General features: G+C 46.3%; 17 protein-coding genes. 13 read left to right on the forward strand and 4 right to left on the reverse strand.

What is annotated here, in order from left to right; genetic code table 11:
* The first annotated feature begins 30 nt into the window (after positions 1-30).
* The 5 genes from M1D59_RS05495 to M1D59_RS05515 all read left to right on the forward strand — a co-directional run bounded on the left by M1D59_RS05495 (position 31) and on the right by M1D59_RS05515 (position 4,115).
* Positions 31-1,548, forward strand: a complete 1,518-nt coding sequence (locus M1D59_RS05495) for a coproporphyrinogen III oxidase (protein WP_103749107.1) — start codon at positions 31-33, stop codon at positions 1,546-1,548.
* A 135-nt stretch (positions 1,549-1,683) separates the two neighbouring features.
* Positions 1,684-2,460, forward strand: coding sequence for an enoyl-CoA hydratase (locus tag M1D59_RS05500; RefSeq protein ID WP_020450783.1), 777 nt, complete (start codon positions 1,684-1,686; stop codon positions 2,458-2,460).
* Between the two features lie 126 nt (positions 2,461-2,586).
* The gene (locus tag M1D59_RS05505; RefSeq protein WP_026579963.1) at positions 2,587-3,705 is read left to right on the forward strand and encodes a Rap family tetratricopeptide repeat protein; all 1,119 of its coding nucleotides are present in this window, start codon (positions 2,587-2,589) and stop codon (positions 3,703-3,705) included.
* A complete protein-coding gene (locus tag M1D59_RS05510) occupies positions 3,695-3,832 on the forward strand; it encodes a hypothetical protein (RefSeq protein ID WP_023856549.1) in 138 nt (45 codons plus the stop codon). The genes M1D59_RS05505 and M1D59_RS05510 overlap by 11 nt, the downstream gene beginning before the upstream one ends.
* A 4-nt stretch (positions 3,833-3,836) precedes the next feature.
* On the forward strand, positions 3,837-4,115 hold the full coding sequence (locus M1D59_RS05515) for a hypothetical protein (RefSeq protein WP_105979107.1): 279 nt from the start codon (positions 3,837-3,839) through the stop codon (positions 4,113-4,115).
* Between the two features lie 72 nt (positions 4,116-4,187).
* Here the strand turns inward: M1D59_RS05515 and M1D59_RS05520 are convergent, their stop codons facing one another.
* Positions 4,188-4,373 carry a YhzD family protein gene (locus tag M1D59_RS05520; RefSeq protein WP_458117864.1) on the reverse strand — a complete coding sequence of 62 codons (186 nt, stop codon included), beginning with the start codon at positions 4,371-4,373 and terminating at the stop codon, positions 4,188-4,190.
* 117 nt (positions 4,374-4,490) lie between these two features.
* Between M1D59_RS05520 and M1D59_RS05525 the strand changes: the two genes are divergently transcribed.
* The 6 genes from M1D59_RS05525 to M1D59_RS05550 all read left to right on the forward strand — a co-directional run bounded on the left by M1D59_RS05525 (position 4,491) and on the right by M1D59_RS05550 (position 12,264).
* Positions 4,491-5,387, forward strand: a complete 897-nt coding sequence (locus M1D59_RS05525) for an ABC transporter ATP-binding protein (RefSeq protein ID WP_020450787.1) — start codon at positions 4,491-4,493, stop codon at positions 5,385-5,387.
* The gene (locus M1D59_RS05530; protein ID WP_039072583.1) at positions 5,380-6,648 is read left to right on the forward strand and encodes an ABC transporter permease; all 1,269 of its coding nucleotides are present in this window, start codon (positions 5,380-5,382) and stop codon (positions 6,646-6,648) included. The genes M1D59_RS05525 and M1D59_RS05530 overlap by 8 nt, the downstream gene beginning before the upstream one ends.
* A 101-nt stretch (positions 6,649-6,749) precedes the next feature.
* On the forward strand, positions 6,750-7,994 hold the full coding sequence (locus M1D59_RS05535) for a metallophosphoesterase family protein (protein ID WP_458117865.1): 1,245 nt from the start codon (positions 6,750-6,752) through the stop codon (positions 7,992-7,994).
* A 13-nt stretch (positions 7,995-8,007) separates the two neighbouring features.
* Positions 8,008-10,968, forward strand: a complete 2,961-nt coding sequence (locus M1D59_RS05540; RefSeq protein ID WP_458117866.1) for an AAA family ATPase — start codon at positions 8,008-8,010, stop codon at positions 10,966-10,968.
* Positions 10,969-11,017: 49 nt separating this feature from the next.
* Positions 11,018-11,962 carry a 3'-5' exoribonuclease YhaM gene (yhaM, locus tag M1D59_RS05545; RefSeq protein ID WP_020450791.1) on the forward strand — a complete coding sequence of 315 codons (945 nt, stop codon included), beginning with the start codon at positions 11,018-11,020 and terminating at the stop codon, positions 11,960-11,962.
* A gap of 68 nt (positions 11,963-12,030) precedes the next feature.
* Positions 12,031-12,264 (forward strand): sporulation YhaL family protein, encoded by a 234-nt coding sequence (locus tag M1D59_RS05550; protein WP_020450792.1) that lies wholly within the window; start codon positions 12,031-12,033, stop codon positions 12,262-12,264.
* A gap of 44 nt (positions 12,265-12,308) precedes the next feature.
* Here M1D59_RS05550 and M1D59_RS05555 read toward each other — a convergent pair whose 3' ends face one another.
* Positions 12,309-13,169, reverse strand: coding sequence for a peptidylprolyl isomerase (locus M1D59_RS05555; protein WP_020450793.1), 861 nt, complete (start codon positions 13,167-13,169; stop codon positions 12,309-12,311).
* Positions 13,170-13,332: 163 nt separating this feature from the next.
* On the opposite strand from M1D59_RS05555, the gene M1D59_RS05560 reads away from it, so the two are divergent.
* Both M1D59_RS05560 and M1D59_RS05565 read left to right on the forward strand, forming a co-directional pair.
* The gene (locus tag M1D59_RS05560) at positions 13,333-13,419 is read left to right on the forward strand and encodes a YjcZ family sporulation protein (protein WP_003180245.1); all 87 of its coding nucleotides are present in this window, start codon (positions 13,333-13,335) and stop codon (positions 13,417-13,419) included.
* Between the two features lie 127 nt (positions 13,420-13,546).
* Entirely contained in the window at positions 13,547-13,645 is a 99-nt protein-coding gene (locus M1D59_RS05565) for a YjcZ family sporulation protein (protein WP_020450794.1), read from the forward strand.
* Between the two features lie 54 nt (positions 13,646-13,699).
* On the opposite strand, the gene M1D59_RS05570 is transcribed toward M1D59_RS05565, so the two are convergent.
* Positions 13,700-13,915 carry a hypothetical protein gene (locus M1D59_RS05570; protein ID WP_003180249.1) on the reverse strand — a complete coding sequence of 72 codons (216 nt, stop codon included), beginning with the start codon at positions 13,913-13,915 and terminating at the stop codon, positions 13,700-13,702.
* A gap of 78 nt (positions 13,916-13,993) precedes the next feature.
* Positions 13,994-14,509, reverse strand: a complete 516-nt coding sequence (locus M1D59_RS05575; protein ID WP_023856554.1) for a DUF3267 domain-containing protein — start codon at positions 14,507-14,509, stop codon at positions 13,994-13,996.
* Positions 14,510-14,609 lie beyond the last annotated feature (100 nt).

Here is a 14,609-nt window from a genome sequence, read left to right on the forward strand (position 1 = left end):
GAAAGTTTTGAAACGAAAAAGGTGATGACATTGCGCATTTATATAGAAGGGCTCCAAGATGAAAGGTTCCAGAGACCGCTTGAGCATATAGCCAACTTATTCTTTGAAGAAAGCGAAGTCGCTTTTGGCGAAGAAGCGCCGGCAGACCTTGCGATCGTTCTCGGCTACGACCGGGAAGAGAACGGCGTCAAGGCTTCGGGTATGATAAAAGATACGGACATTAGAGCGGAATATGCAAAAAACATTGACCCCAAACTGACGGAAAAGGAAGCGTTTAAGCAGGTGAAAAATACCGTTTCCTACGTTTTTTTGAGCATGCTTCAGGAGCATACCGGAATCATTCAGAAATGGGGGATTCTCACCGGTGTTCGTCCGACAAAGCTGCTTCATAAAAAGCTGGAGAGCGGCATGCCAAAGGAAGAGGCACATGCCGAGCTGAAACGGGATTATTTAATTCACGACGAAAAAATCGAACTGATGCAAAACATCATTGACCGTCAGCTGAAAGCGGTACCCGATTTGTATGAACTGAGTCAAGAGGTCAGCATTTACATCGGCATCCCGTTTTGTCCGACGAAGTGCGCCTACTGTACGTTTCCGGCGTATGCGATCAGAGGACAAGCCGGACGGGTCGGCTCATTTTTGTGGGGGCTTCACTATGAGATGCAAAAAATCGGCGAATGGCTCAAGGAGAACGATGTCAGAATAACGACCGTGTATTTCGGCGGCGGAACGCCGACAAGCATTACCGCTGAAGAAATGGATCTATTGTATGAAGAAATGTACCGTTCATTTCCCGATGTAAAAAACATCCGCGAGGTCACAGTTGAGGCTGGACGGCCCGATACGATCACAGAGGAAAAGCTCGCAGTCTTAAAAAAATGGAACATCGACCGAATCAGCATTAATCCCCAGTCTTACGAGAATGAAACGCTGAAAGCGATCGGACGCCACCATACGGTCGAAGAAACGATCGAAAAGTATCATCTGTCGCGAAATGCCGGCATGTCGAACATCAATATGGATTTAATCATCGGCCTTCCGGGCGAAGGGGTAAAAGAATTCAGAAACTCTCTTTCCGAAACCGAAAAATTAATGCCCGAATCATTGACCGTCCATACGCTGTCATTTAAGCGCGCGTCTGAAATGACGAAAAACAAACATAAGTATAAGGTGGCTGACCGCGAGGAGATTGTTGCGATGATGGATGACGCTGTCTCGTGGACGAAACAGCACGGCTACCATCCCTACTATTTGTACAGGCAGAAAAACATTCTCGGCAACCTGGAGAATATAGGCTATTCCCTTCCCGGCCAGGAAAGCATCTATAACATCATGATCATGGAGGAAAAACAGACGATTATCGGGATCGGCTGCGGAGCTGCGAGCAAATTCGTCGATCCGGAAACGGGAAAGATCACACACTTCTCCAACCCGAAAGACCCGAAAACGTACAATGACAGATTTGAACACTATACAAACGAAAAAATCCGCTACTTGTCTGAGCTTTTTCAGAAGGAGGCAAAAAGCGGTTCTCAACAGGAATAGAAGCTGCTGCCGGTATCGCCGGCAGCTTTTTTATTGCGGAATCAAACCGGAATCGGCAACAAAAAAAGGTTTTAAAGGGCGAAGGTGGAATAGTTTAAACAGTATCAATTGTAAACGTATTCACGGAGGTGCAAGATGGAGTATATCAAATGGAAAGACGAAGACGGGATTTTTGAAATTGTACTAAATCGCTCTGAGGCGTACAATGCCTTGAATGAAAAAATGCTTGAAGAACTGAATGAAGCTTTGCGTATTGCAGAGGAAAGCGAATCGCTGCTTCTCCTTGTGAGAGGCAGCGGCAAAGGATTTTCGGCAGGCGGAGACATTAAGATGATGCTGTCTTCCGGAGATCAAGACAGCTCTGCCCGCGTCATTGACACAATTTCTGAAATTGCGGTGAAGCTTTACAGCATGCCGAAGATGACGACAGCGGCTGTCCACGGGGCGGCCGCAGGTCTGGGATTGAGCCTCGCGCTCAGCTGCGACCATGTGCTGGTCGAAAAAGAGGCGAAGCTGGCGATGAATTTTATCGGCATCGGGCTTGTTCCCGACGGAGGCGGACACTTCTTTTTAGAGCGGAGAATCGGTGAAGCTGCGGCCAAAGAATTGATTTGGAGCGGGAAACAATTGACGGGGGCCGAAGCGCACGAACTTCGGATCGCAGACGCTGTATTCAGCGGGGACTCCGGCCGTTTTGCGCGCATCTATCTTGAAAAGCTTCTGCACGCTCCGCTGGCAGCGATGATTGAGACAAAAAAGATCTATCAGGCGCTGAATGGCGGTAGGCTGCAGAAAACGCTTGAACTCGAGAAAGCGGCCCAAATGAAAATGAGGCTGACAAGCGACCATCAGGAAGGAATCCGCGCATTTTTAGAAAAGCGCCAGCCGCAATTTAACCGTCAGCAAGTATAACAAGAGGGCCCGACAGGAAATTGACCTTGGGAAATGATGTGCAGAAGCAATTGTAAAAAAATTTAAGTTTCTATAAAATGATTCATAAGGACACAGGTCTGTACGAAGTCTTGGGAGGCGGGGAAATTGAAACAGAAGATTCCATCTGAATACGTTGCTAGTAAGCTGAATGATTGGTACAACGCCATTCGGAAAAATCAGATCGCCGCCAGTGAATCATTGAAAGCGGAAATTTTAAATGATTTTCAAGACATGGAAGAAAATCAGGACGTCCTGCTCTACTATTCGCTGCTCGAATTCAGGCATAAGCTGATGCTCAGCTATTTGAAACCACAAAAGACTGAAAATATTGAAAAAAACCTCCGCGACTTAGAAGAGAAAAAGGACCAAATGACAGGTTTACTAAACTATTATTACTGGTTTTTTAAAGGGATGTATGAGTTCAAACAAAAGCGGTTTGTCAAAGCAATCGGCTGCTATAAAACGGCTGAACAAAAAGTCAGCGCCTTGGAAGACGAAGTTGAAAAAGCGGAATTTTATTATAAGCTGGCGGAAATCTACTATTATATCAGCCAGAGATATTTATCGATCAACTATGCGACGCTCGCTTCCGACATTTTTAACCGGTATGAGACGCTAAAAGAAAAAAAGATTTTCTGCGATTTTATCATTGCCGGCAATTGGGTTGAATCGATGACATACGGACCAGCGCTGAAAAGCCTGGCCAACGCGCTTGAAGACGCCGCGAAAATCAAAAACAGCCATTTGACGGCAGCCGCTCATTTTAATTTGGGAAATTGCTATTTCCATCAAGAATCGTACCGGGAAGCCTCAGATCATATGGAGAGCGCCCTTTCCATTTTTGAACAGGAAAGTTCATCATATATTCCAAAAGTGCTGTACAACTTAATGTACGTCCGTCTAAAACAGGGAAATCATGTCGGAGCGGCCGACTGTTATGAAAAAGGCATCCGAAGTGCGGCATCGCTCGGAGATGAAGAACACGCGGCAAAGCTTAACATTCTATCCGGGCTGTATTTGGACGGCGGGGATCGGAAAGCCGTGGAAATCGGATTTGATTATTTGGAGTCAAACCATTTATATGCCGCTGTTGAAGAGCTGGCTTTAGACGCAGCCCAGTACTATAATCAAATGGAGCGGCTTGAAGATGCCATTTTTTACTATGAGAAGTGCGCTCAGGCAAGACGAAAAATCAAAAGGGGAGATGCGTTGTATGAAAGCTAAACTGTTGTTCGTCGCGGTGTCGCTGGCTGTTGTGTTAACGTCTTCAGGCTTTTTGGCAGATGTGGGAAAAGCTCCTTCCTTGTACGCGGACAAAATGATCACGACTGACAAGGAGGCCCGAGTTTAAGAACATGATTTCATCTGAGAATGAGCGGGCTGACGCAGCGAAAGAATGGACGATGTATATTACAGTTTCTTGCCTTTTCATCCTGATCGTCTCTGTGATTTGTTTATTCGCTCCGGCCTACAGCTTGCAGGATCTGCTGTTTCGACTGTTTGATGCCGTCATCATCTGTGTGCTGGCGGTCAATGGCCTTTATTTTCTGCGAAAAAATAAAGGCGTCGCTTGCTTATCGTTTTTACTCTGTTTCATCAACATGGGACTGCTCATTGTTATGATGATCCACTAGTGTTTGGCGGATTAAAGGGCAGGCGGCAGCGGGAGACCTTCCCCAAAAGAGCCGCCTTGCCCCGTATTTTAGTCAGCTCCGGAAAACAATGATTTTACCGGACGAATGTACTACCCGGTGTGTATGCTCCAAAAATTGCTTTTCCTTCAGCATTCCTCTTCCTTTCTCTTTCGCTTCTTCATCATCGGCCGCTTCAAATCGCTCATTCAAAAGCGTTTCTCCATCAGTATCGAAAACGGTTACATAATAACTTTCCATTTCTCTTCCCCTTTCTCAAAATATGATCTATTTGTTTAAAATTATATAAAAATCAAAAAAATCCTTTTTAAAATGGTATGACTAACGTATGATTGTAAATTGGAAGGAGGAGTTATTATGCTCAAAATCGATCACGTCACGAAAAAGTTCGGTTCATTTACAGCTGTAAACGATCTGACGCTGGAGATTCCAGACAAGCAAATGTTCGGTCTGCTCGGCGCCAACGGAGCAGGGAAAACGACGACATTCCGAATGATATTAGGCCTTTTGAATGCGACAGAGGGTACTGTCACATGGAAAGGACAGCCGATTAACTACGGTATCACAAACAGCATCGGCTACTTGCCCGAAGAGCGCGGACTGTATCCGAAGCTGAAGGTGAAAGATCAGCTCGTATACCTTGGCCGCCTGAAAGGCATGACAAAGCAAAATGCGCTCAAGGAAATGGAGAAGTGGCTCGAACGGTTCCATATTACGGAATACGCCGACAAAAAGGTTGAGGAGCTCTCCAAAGGGAACCAGCAAAAAATTCAATTCATCACGGCTGTGCTGCACAAGCCGGAGCTTTTGATTCTTGACGAGCCGTTCAGCGGTCTCGATCCGGTGAATGTCGAGCTATTAAAAGACGCGGTCATTTCTTTGAAAGACGACGGCACTTCGATTGTATTTTCAAGCCACAGAATGGAGCATGTTGAAGAGCTGTGCGAACACGTCTGCATTTTGCAGCGCGGGACGCCTGTCGTTCAAGGGAAATTAAAAGAAATCAAACGTTCTTTTGGCAGAAAGAATGTCACGATTCACGCAGACGGCGACTTGAGCTTCTTGAAAGAGGCGGACGGTATCGTCAAATGGCGCGATCATTCCGAAGGAGTCCGCCTGCAGGTCGAAAATGAAGAAGTCTCTCAAGAGCTGTTTACAATGCTTCAAGGACGCGGGTTTATCAGAAAATTTGAACTTGAAGAGCCTTCTTTGCATGATATTTTCGTCGAAAAGGTAGGTGCCCGTTATGAATAAGTTTTGGATTGTTCTTTTTCATACATATTTCAGCAAGCTGAAAACAAAGTCGTTCATTATTTCAACGGTGATCACGCTTGCGCTTGTCGTGCTCGTCACAAATCTGGGATCGATTATTTCCATGTTTGATGACGGCGGAGAGGGTGATAAAATCGCCGTCATTGACCGTTCAAATCAGCTGTACGACACGTTTGCCCAGCAAGTGAAAGCACTCGACACTGATGAAGCGCTGGAAGTCGAAAAAGCGGATAAACCGGAAAAAGAGCTTGAAAAAGACGTCAGAGACGAAAATCTCGAAGGCATTTTAATCCTGGACAGAGATAAAAAAGGCGTGCTGAAGGGAACGTATAAAGCGCTCGAAATCGCTGATTCCACAGCTGTCTCCACGATTGAACAGGCGCTCTCACAAGCAAAGATTGCCGTTGGAACGGCTGAATTGAACGTACCACAGGAAAAGCTGAGTGAACTGTTTACACCGGTAAAAGTCAACAGTGTCGCCTTGAAAGAAGGCGCGAAAACCGAGGAAGAGCTTCAAAAGGCGACAGGGCTTGTATATGTTGTGCTGTTTGTCATCTATTTTTCGGTTTTGACGTACGCGTCAATGATCGCGACAGAAGTTGCGACGGAAAAGTCTTCCCGCGTGATGGAAATTTTAATTTCCAGCGTGCCGCCTGTCCAGCAAATGTTCGCCAAACTGTTCGGCGTCGCTCTGTTGGGATTGACACAGATTGCCGCGCTGTTTCTTGTCGGCTATCTTTCGCTCCAGTCCAGCCAGGAAAAGGGAGGGGATGCAGCCGATATGATTAAAGGATTTCTTGACATTTCCGGCGTACCTACTGCAACGCTTGTGTACGCGGCCATTTTCTTGATGCTCGGCTACTTCCTCTACGCAACTCTTGCGGCATTTCTCGGAAGCGTCGTCAGCCGGATTGAAGATGTTCAGCAGATGATTTCGCCGATGATTCTGCTGGTCGTCGCAGGATTCGTAATTGCCATGGTCGGGCTAAGCACACCGGATTCAACGTTCATTACCGTTACTTCATTCATTCCGTTCTTTGCGCCGATGATCATGTTTCTCAGAGTCGGCGTGCTTGATATTCCGTTTTGGGAAGCGGCACTCGGCATCGGCATTACCGCTCTCACCATTGTGATTCTCGCCGTCATCGGGGCGAGGGTGTATAAAGGCGGCGTGCTCATGTACACGAGCGGCGGCGGATTGAAAAATATCAAACAGGCGCTTCGTCTGTCAAAAGATCGATAATGAAAGAGAAAAGCAGCTTGAAAGAAAAGCTGCTTTTTTCGTGCAAAGAGTAGAACGTGCATTCGCTTTCAACCCGTGATAGAATGGGAGCAGAATATTTTATGAAAAGGAGCAGAAGATTGACAAACATCACTTTCATTCATGCGGCCGATCTGCACCTGGACAGTCCGTTTCACGGCATCAGCCGGCTACCTGAAGAGGTTTACCGGCGGATCAAAAACAGCACATTTAAAAGCGCTGAAAATGTGTTTAAGCTTGCGATTGATGAAGAGGCCGACTTCATTTTGCTTGCCGGCGATCTTTTCGACGAAGCAAACCGCAGTTTAAAAGCACAGATGTTTTTGAGAAAGCAATTTTTAAAGTTGAAAGAGAACAACATCCAAGTCTATGTGATTTTTGGCAATCACGATCATCTGGGCGGCGATTGGACGCCGATTGATTGGTCGGACAACGTCCACATTTTCTCGTCGGAAGACATTGAAGAAAAATCGTTTTACAAAGACGGCCGGCTCGCCGCAAGCATCTACGGCTACAGCTATCCCGAGCGCTCTGTTTTTGCCAATAAGGCTGCTGAAATCAAAAAAACGACCGACGCGCCCTTGCATATCGGCATGATTCATGGGACGCTTTCCGGGGAGAGCGGCCATGATCCGTACTGTCCTTTTTCCCTTCAAGATTTAAAAAACGGCCGGATGGATTACTGGGCGCTTGGCCATATACATAAAAGACAGGTCATTTCAGCCTCCGAACCGGCGGTGATTTATCCGGGAAACACACAATCGCGGCACATGAAGGAAACGGGAGAGAAAGGCTGCTATCTCGTCAATGTTTGCGGCGGAGAACTGTCCTTCGAATTTAAAGCCTTATCGGATGTTCTGTGGGAAACGGCCAGCATCGATATCTCCGGGACAAAGAAGATGACAGAGCTGATCAGCCTGATGCAGGATGCCCTTCAATCTTTCAGAAACAGAGGCAAGCCGGCATGCGTCAAGATGGTATTGACAGGAGAAACACCCTCTTATTTGGCGGAAGGACAGGCCGGCATCGTGGACGAGATCCTTGACATCTTCCATGAAGAAGAGCGGGAGGAAGACGCGTTCATCTGGCTTACCGCGATCGAAGATCAAACAGATGCCGCCTTGTCTGGAATTGAACGGGACGCTTTTTTTCAGGAGCTATTGCAAGAAATGCAGGAATTTCAGGATTTCAGCCTGATTTTTGACGATTTGGAGCGGCATCCGGTCTTTAGAAGGCACGGAGAGCGGTTTCATGAAGAAGACTTCCGGGACATTCGCGCGCAGGCGGAAAAACTGCTGCTTCATGAACTGAAGACATTGAAAAGATAAGGGAGGGTGCAGGGTGAATATACATGCGATACATATATACGGATACGGTAAATTTGCCAATCAGACATTTCGCCTGTCTCCTTCAAATCTGCATTTGGTCTACGGGCTCAATGAAGCCGGGAAAACGACGCTCATGTCGTTTATTGAAAGCGTGCTGTTCGGTTTTCCGAAGACGAAACGGTATGAGCCGAAAACGGGCGTCATTTACGGGGGGATGCTTGAGGTCGGGCACCCTGATTTGGGGCAGATCCGGATCGAACGAACGGCCGGAAAGCCTGAGCGGGTCACCGTTTATCTGGAAGACGGCAGCACGAAGCCGGAAGGTTTTTTAAATGAGCTGCTGTCAGGCGTCGACAGACAGCTGTATAAAGCGATCTATTCATTTGACGTGTTCGGCCTTCAGGAAATTCATAAATTCAACCGCGACAAAATCGGCCGTTTTCTGCTGTTTTCGAGTCTGTTCGGCTCTGATGCGATTTCAAAGATGGATGCCGGCCTCGTGAAAAAGCAGGAAGAGCTGTTTAAACCGAACGGCCGGAAACCTGAACTGAATCAGGAGCTCGACCGGTTAAAAAAGCTTTCCGAAGATTTGAAAAAAGCGAAAGCGCGGGAAGGCGACTACCACCGCCTGTTAAACGAAAAAAAAGGCGCTGAGGCCTCAATAAAGGACAGCGGACAACTGCTGAAAGATCTTGAGCATCTCGTCTCACAAATCGAGCAGGCGATTGAGATTCTGCCGGCGGCCGCGGAAAAACGCCAGCTGGAAGAGCAGCTCGCATCTTTCGGCGGCTCAGGGGAAAGCCGTTTTCCCGAAGGCGGACTTTTTGAGCTTGAAAAGCTCGAATCCCACCTGCATCCAAAAGCGGCTCAGCTGAAGGCGCTGGAAGAGAAAAAGCGCCGTTTGGAACAGCGGGCCGCCGCTTTTGCACCGGCTGAAGACTTTCTCGAGCACGAAGCGGAAGAGCTTTTAAAAGCATATCCGTTTTACCAGTCGTATTCCGAAAAAATCGCGTCTTTGACTGATCAGCTTCACCAGATTAACGGACGGGTTCAAGCGGGGCTTGGGCGCCTGAAAATCGAGGAATGCGATATCCTCAATGCGGACACCGCGTATGAATATGAGTGGAAGCTGCAGGAAACCGCTCAGGCATACATCGAGCTGCGTGAACTGAAACGGTCGCTTGACGAACGCTTTGAGCAGGCGAGAGCTGATCTGGAGGAAGCTGAACAGGCCCACGCCGCTCTCAGCAATGAAGTGATGCCGGAAGATGTCCGCAAGCAAAAGGAGGAAACCCTCAGCCACCTTGCGTCAGCCGGCGGCCATGCCGGAAGACGGGAAGAGCTGCTCCTTCAGCTGTCCTATCTGAAGCAAGAACAAAAGGTTCGGATGAAAAGAAGAAAGACCGCTTTTGCAGCAGCGCTTTGTGCTGCTTTCGCGGCCGCTTTTGCGGCGCTCTTTTTCAAGGAGTGGTTCCCGGGCGCTTTACTCGTGCCGATCTTGCTCATATTTGCCGCTGTTGTTCTAAAAAAGCCCGAGCCTTCCGCGGCAGCGGCTTTTATTCAAAAACAGCTGGACGACATTGATCGCAGCGGTACAAAAAGCGGAGTGAGTGACAACGCTTTGAGGGAAGAGCTGTGGAAGGACGACCAAACCCGGCAGCTCCTTATCGCAAAACAAGCAGAGCTCAGACAGAGAGAAGCGGAATATGAAAGAGCGATTCAGAAGTTCGAAGCGTGGGAAAAGGATATCCGTCCGTATCAGGAGAAGACCGAACGCTATTTGAGAGAGCTGAACCTGTCAATCGACCCGTCATTTTTAGCCGATGCGTACGCTTTGATCAAGGAACTCCGAGAGGAAATGTTGAAAAAGCGGGATATCGAGCAAGAGCTGAGCCGCCTTCAAGCTAAAAAAGCATCCTTTGAAGCGGAATTGAGAAAGCTTGTCTCATCTCTCGGCCGCGCTGGCGAAAGCGTCCAAGAGCAGGTGTTTCAGTTGAAAAGCGCGCTTGATTCCCAAAAAGAAAAACTTCAGCAAAAACAGGAAGCGGACGTGTCTTTAAAGCATACCGCCGAACAAATCAAAGAGCTGACAAAAGAGACGGAATACTTCCAATCCCAAATTGGCGAACTCTTTCAAAAAGCAGGGGCGGACGGCCGTGAGATGTTCATCGGTCTGGCGAAGCGCGACCAAGCCAAAAAAGAATTAACGGCAAGGCTCGGGCAGCTCAAAAGAGAGCTCGGCAGGCAGGACGAGAAGGCCGTCATGCTTGCATCAGAACACTCTCTTGCAGAACTGAAAGGAAAGCTGGCCGAGGCGCAGGAAAAAAGAGCCCGTATAGAAAATAAGCTTGCAGAAGAAAGACAAAAGGCGGCGAATGTCCATGCGGAACTGGTCAGACTTGAGGAATCGGGAGCGGTATCCGAGCTCGCCTATCAGACCGGAATGCAAAAAGAGCGGGTCGCCGAACTGGCCAAAAAGTGGGCAGCCGTCAAGCTGATCCGGCAGGCGGTCAAAAACAAGATCGATGAACATAAGAAGGTTCGGCTTCCGAAGCTGTTACAAACGGCTGAAACATTACTGAACCCATTGACTGCCGGGCAATACGAAAAAATTTATTTTTCTGAAACAGATGAATCCATGATGGTCATGCGGAAAGACGGGGCTGTTTTTTACGCCCACGAACTGTCCCAGGCAACTTGTGAACAGCTCTATTTAGCGATCCGATTCGCTCTGGCCCTCTCCCATCAAAAGGAAGTCAAATTGCCGTTCCAGCTGGATGACAGCTTTGTCCACTTTGACGAGGAGAGGTTTAAACAAGTGCTGAACATCTTAAAAAAGCTTTCAGGCGAAGAACAGCAAATCTTGTATTTTACGTGTCATGAACATGTAAGAGAAGCTTTTCACGACGAAGATGTGATCCTGCTGCCTCCCGTCATGAAAAACGTGGAAGTAAAGGGTATAACTAACAAATAAAAGTGTGTGCTATAATGATTTTATGTAGGAAAACGGAGGGAGCTTTATCATGGCAAAAGGTATCATGCTGCACGAAGTTGGCGAGCAGGTTGATTTGTATTTGCTCATTAAATCGTCAACGAAAGGAATCGCGAGCAATGGGAAACCGTTTTTAACGCTGATGCTCCAGGATCAGTCCGGAGATATAGAAGCGAAGCTTTGGGACGCCAAACAGCAGGACGAAGTGACCTACGGCCCGCAGACGATCGTGAAAGTGGTCGGCGACATTCATCATTACCGCGGGCGGAATCAGCTGAAGCTGAGAAACATCAGACCTGCGGGCGACAATGACAATGTCAAAATCGATGACTTTCTTGAGACTGCACCGATTCCCAAAAACGAAATGATGGATGCGGTCACTCAATATATTTTTGAAATGAAAAACCCGAGTATTCAGCGAATCACGAGGCACCTCGTCAAAAAATACGGCAAGGAATTCATTGATTATCCAGCTGCGACGAAAAATCACCACGAGTTCGTATCAGGTCTCGCATACCATGTTGTCTCCATGCTGAACCTGGCCAAATCGGTCGCAGACCTGTATCCGTCGCTCGATCGCGACCTATTGTACGCAGGTGTTATTTTGCATGACCTTGGAAAAGTAAAAGAACTATCCGGACCGGTGTCCACGACCTATACTGTCGAAGGGAATCTGCTGGGGCACATTTCGATTATGGTGACAGAAATTGCAAAAGCAGCCGAAGAGCTTCAAATTGATTCAGAAGAAGTGCTGATTCTCCAGCATTTGATTTTAAGCCATCACGGCAAACCCGAATGGGGCAGTCCAAAGCCGCCGATGGTCAAGGAAGCGGAAATTCTTCACTATATCGACAACCTTGACGCGAAGATCAATATGATGGACAGAGCGCTCGAACGGGTCAAGCCGGGAGAGTATACCGAACGCGTCTTTGCATTGGATAATCGTTCCTTTTACAAGCCTGTTTTTCACAAATAAGTGTCATAACTTGTCTCCCTTTTGCATAATGTCTGATATACAGTTTATTCAAAAAAGGGGGAAAAGCCGTGCTGCTGTTTCCGTGGTGGGTGTACCTTTGCATCGTCGGCATTATTTTCAGCGCCTATAAGCTGATGACGACGGCAAAGGAAGAGGAAAAGATCGATCAGGCTTTTATCGAAAAAGAAGGCCGCATTTATATCGAACGGATGGAAAAAGAAAAAGCACAGCGCATGAAGCGTTCATTGGATGAAGATCAAGAACAGCATGAAAAATCGGCTGACAGTCATTCCATCGCATAAAAAAAGCTGTCCGGCCCCGCGAGGGGAGGACAGCTTTTTTGGCGTCAGCTGCTGCTGCTTGTCTGAGCTTGGCGCTGGTCGACTTGTTTTTTCAACTCTTTGTCTTTTACTTTTAGATCAGCATCTTTGACAAGTTTGTCGATAACAGATTGCAGTTCAGTTTGATCGTTTTGCTTTTGTTCTTGGACCTCTTTTTTGAGATCTTTTTTCATGTCTTCATATTTGCCGCGCTCTTCGTCTTTCTTAATGATGTGATAGCCGAATTGCGATTTCACAGGGCCGCTGATTTCGCCGGTTTTCAAAGCAAACGCAGCTTTGACGAAATCCTTGTCCATGTTATCTTCCTTGCCGACCCATCCGAGGTCGCCGCCTTTTTCGGCTGTTCCGTCAGTTGAATACTCTTTTGCAAGGTCTTCGAATTTTTCGCCTTTTTTCAGCTTTTTCTCAACTTCTTCAGCCGTTTTCTTTTCCTTCACAAGAATGTGGCTTAAGTGGATTTTGCCTTTTAGGCCGTCATAATATTCTTTTACGTCATCATCGGTTACTTTTATGTTATCCTTTGCGGCTTTTTTCATGAGAAGTTCGTATTTGATCTGTTCTTTGACGAAGTCTTCGCCTTTCTGCTCAATGAGCTGGTTGAGCTGGTCACCCATCGACTTTTTGTACTCGTTCAGCTTTTTGTCGATTTCTTTGTCGGAGACATTGTATTTATCATCGAGTACTTTTTGCTGAACGAGCATGTTCAGTGCGTCCGCTCCGGCATTGTCTTTTAATGTTTGATAAAGGTCTTCTTTTGTAATATTTCCAGCTTTTGTTTCTGCAACAACCTCAGAGTCTCCTCCGCTGCATGCGCTGAGAGCCAGCACACTTGTCGCTGTAATCGCCGCAATTGCAATCTTCTTCATAAATGCAAACACTCCTAATCATAACAGTTTAAACTTTCCTTTGAATTGTATCATATCATATTCTGACATGCTGTAAAAAGATTTTCAACAGAGGGGCATCCGTCTAGTCAAATTTTCTTTCCGCTCATACAAATATATTGATCAAGAAAAGGAGGTCAATAACATGAGCGGAGGATACTCAAGCGGTTTTGCTTTATTGGTCGTGTTGTTCATTTTATTAATCATCGTTGGTGCAGCTTATCTGTACTAAAACCTTAGAAAATGAGAAAAGAACCGTCATTTTTTCAGGCGGTTCTTTTCTTTTGGACGATAGCCTAATCGTTTCATGACATTCGTGCATACACTAATGTAACGACTGGGGCAGAGGAGGTGTCAATATGGGCGACGGTTATACAGGAGGTTTCGCTGGCGGCTTTGCGCTGCTTGTGGTACTGTTCATCTTATTAATTATTATTGGTGCTTCTTGGATATGCTAATCAACAAAAGGATAGCTGCCGGATCAATACGATCGGCAGCTATCCTTTTTTTCTTTACACCGTAAAGGAAATCTCAATGAATGATGAGATCAATAAAATTAAGATCAGCACATTAATCATTCTAAACACCTTATCCTGCCGTTCTTCAGGAATCTCTCTGACAAGGCATAAAGAGTTTGTAAGCTTGTTTATGTTGAAGACAGTAAAAACCGCAAACAAGATGAAATAAAAAAGGATGATAGGAGATCCCCCTCTCTGTTTCTGCTCCATACTACATTACCAAATATTTATTAAAAAAGATAGAAAATAGACTGAAAAAAAGGATTTTCCAAGTGCCGAGCGGCTGGATTATTTTTGTATTAAAATATCAAAATCGTCGGCTTCCTGATCGACATAGCAGTTTTTAGGCGCTTTGATCAGTTTCCAGGCAAACAGAAAATCAGGCAGACAATAGCCGAAATGAATGCTTGAAATGATGCAGAAATAATGAGCAAAGCTCGGCATCACAGCCCCCGCGTAAAATAAAGCAGGCGTGATGACGAAAAAAGGGCAGAGAAGAGAGACAAGCATCGTGTTTTTTGGAACTTCTCTCCATGTTCTCATTTTCAACCAATAAATCTTTTTTTCTAATTTTTTCTTGCTGATCAACGGCAAGATATGAAGAATTTTATGGGCAATTATAGCCGCAACCAATAGTCCTGCAAACAAAAGGGCGTGATCGCCTCTCTGAACAGTTTGCGGATGAATCAGTTGCATCGCTAAATATTCGGGAATAAAAAATAAAATCATTAAACTGACGGCAGTAAGCACGATGCGCATGCCTCCATAATCTTTAACGAGATTGATGGTTTTCCAGCAACTCATAAATGACATCCTTCCGTTTCAACAAACTGTTATATGAAATCCTCAGAATAATTTACTCCTCTGGATGAGAAAAATCAATCCCTTTTTCGAAAAAAATTTC

This window comes from Bacillus sp. PK6-026 (assembly GCF_054161455.1).

Bases quoted from the DNA above. Each gene is read 5' to 3' on its own strand.
- M1D59_RS05530 (WP_039072583.1), top strand. From the start codon at position 5,380: ATGAATAAGTTTTGGATTGTTCTTTTTCATACATATTTCAGCAAGCTG.
- M1D59_RS05500 (WP_020450783.1), top strand. From the start codon at position 1,684: ATGGAGTATATCAAATGGAAAGACGAAGACGGGATTTTTGAAATTGTA.
- M1D59_RS05565 (WP_020450794.1), top strand. From the start codon at position 13,547: ATGGGCGACGGTTATACAGGAGGTTTCGCTGGCGGCTTTGCGCTGCTT.
- M1D59_RS05570 (WP_003180249.1), bottom strand. From the start codon at position 13,915: ATGGAGCAGAAACAGAGAGGGGGATCTCCTATCATCCTTTTTTATTTC.
- M1D59_RS05515 (WP_105979107.1), top strand. From the start codon at position 3,837: ATGATTTCATCTGAGAATGAGCGGGCTGACGCAGCGAAAGAATGGACG.
- M1D59_RS05555 (WP_020450793.1), bottom strand. From the start codon at position 13,169: ATGAAGAAGATTGCAATTGCGGCGATTACAGCGACAAGTGTGCTGGCT.
- M1D59_RS05560 (WP_003180245.1), top strand. From the start codon at position 13,333: ATGAGCGGAGGATACTCAAGCGGTTTTGCTTTATTGGTCGTGTTGTTC.
- M1D59_RS05520 (WP_458117864.1), bottom strand. From the start codon at position 4,373: ATGGAAAGTTATTATGTAACCGTTTTCGATACTGATGGAGAAACGCTT.
- yhaM (WP_020450791.1), top strand. From the start codon at position 11,018: ATGGCAAAAGGTATCATGCTGCACGAAGTTGGCGAGCAGGTTGATTTG.
- M1D59_RS05510 (WP_023856549.1), top strand. From the start codon at position 3,695: ATGAAAGCTAAACTGTTGTTCGTCGCGGTGTCGCTGGCTGTTGTGTTA.
- M1D59_RS05575 (WP_023856554.1), bottom strand. From the start codon at position 14,509: ATGAGTTGCTGGAAAACCATCAATCTCGTTAAAGATTATGGAGGCATG.
- M1D59_RS05525 (WP_020450787.1), top strand. From the start codon at position 4,491: ATGCTCAAAATCGATCACGTCACGAAAAAGTTCGGTTCATTTACAGCT.
- M1D59_RS05535 (WP_458117865.1), top strand. From the start codon at position 6,750: ATGAAAAGGAGCAGAAGATTGACAAACATCACTTTCATTCATGCGGCC.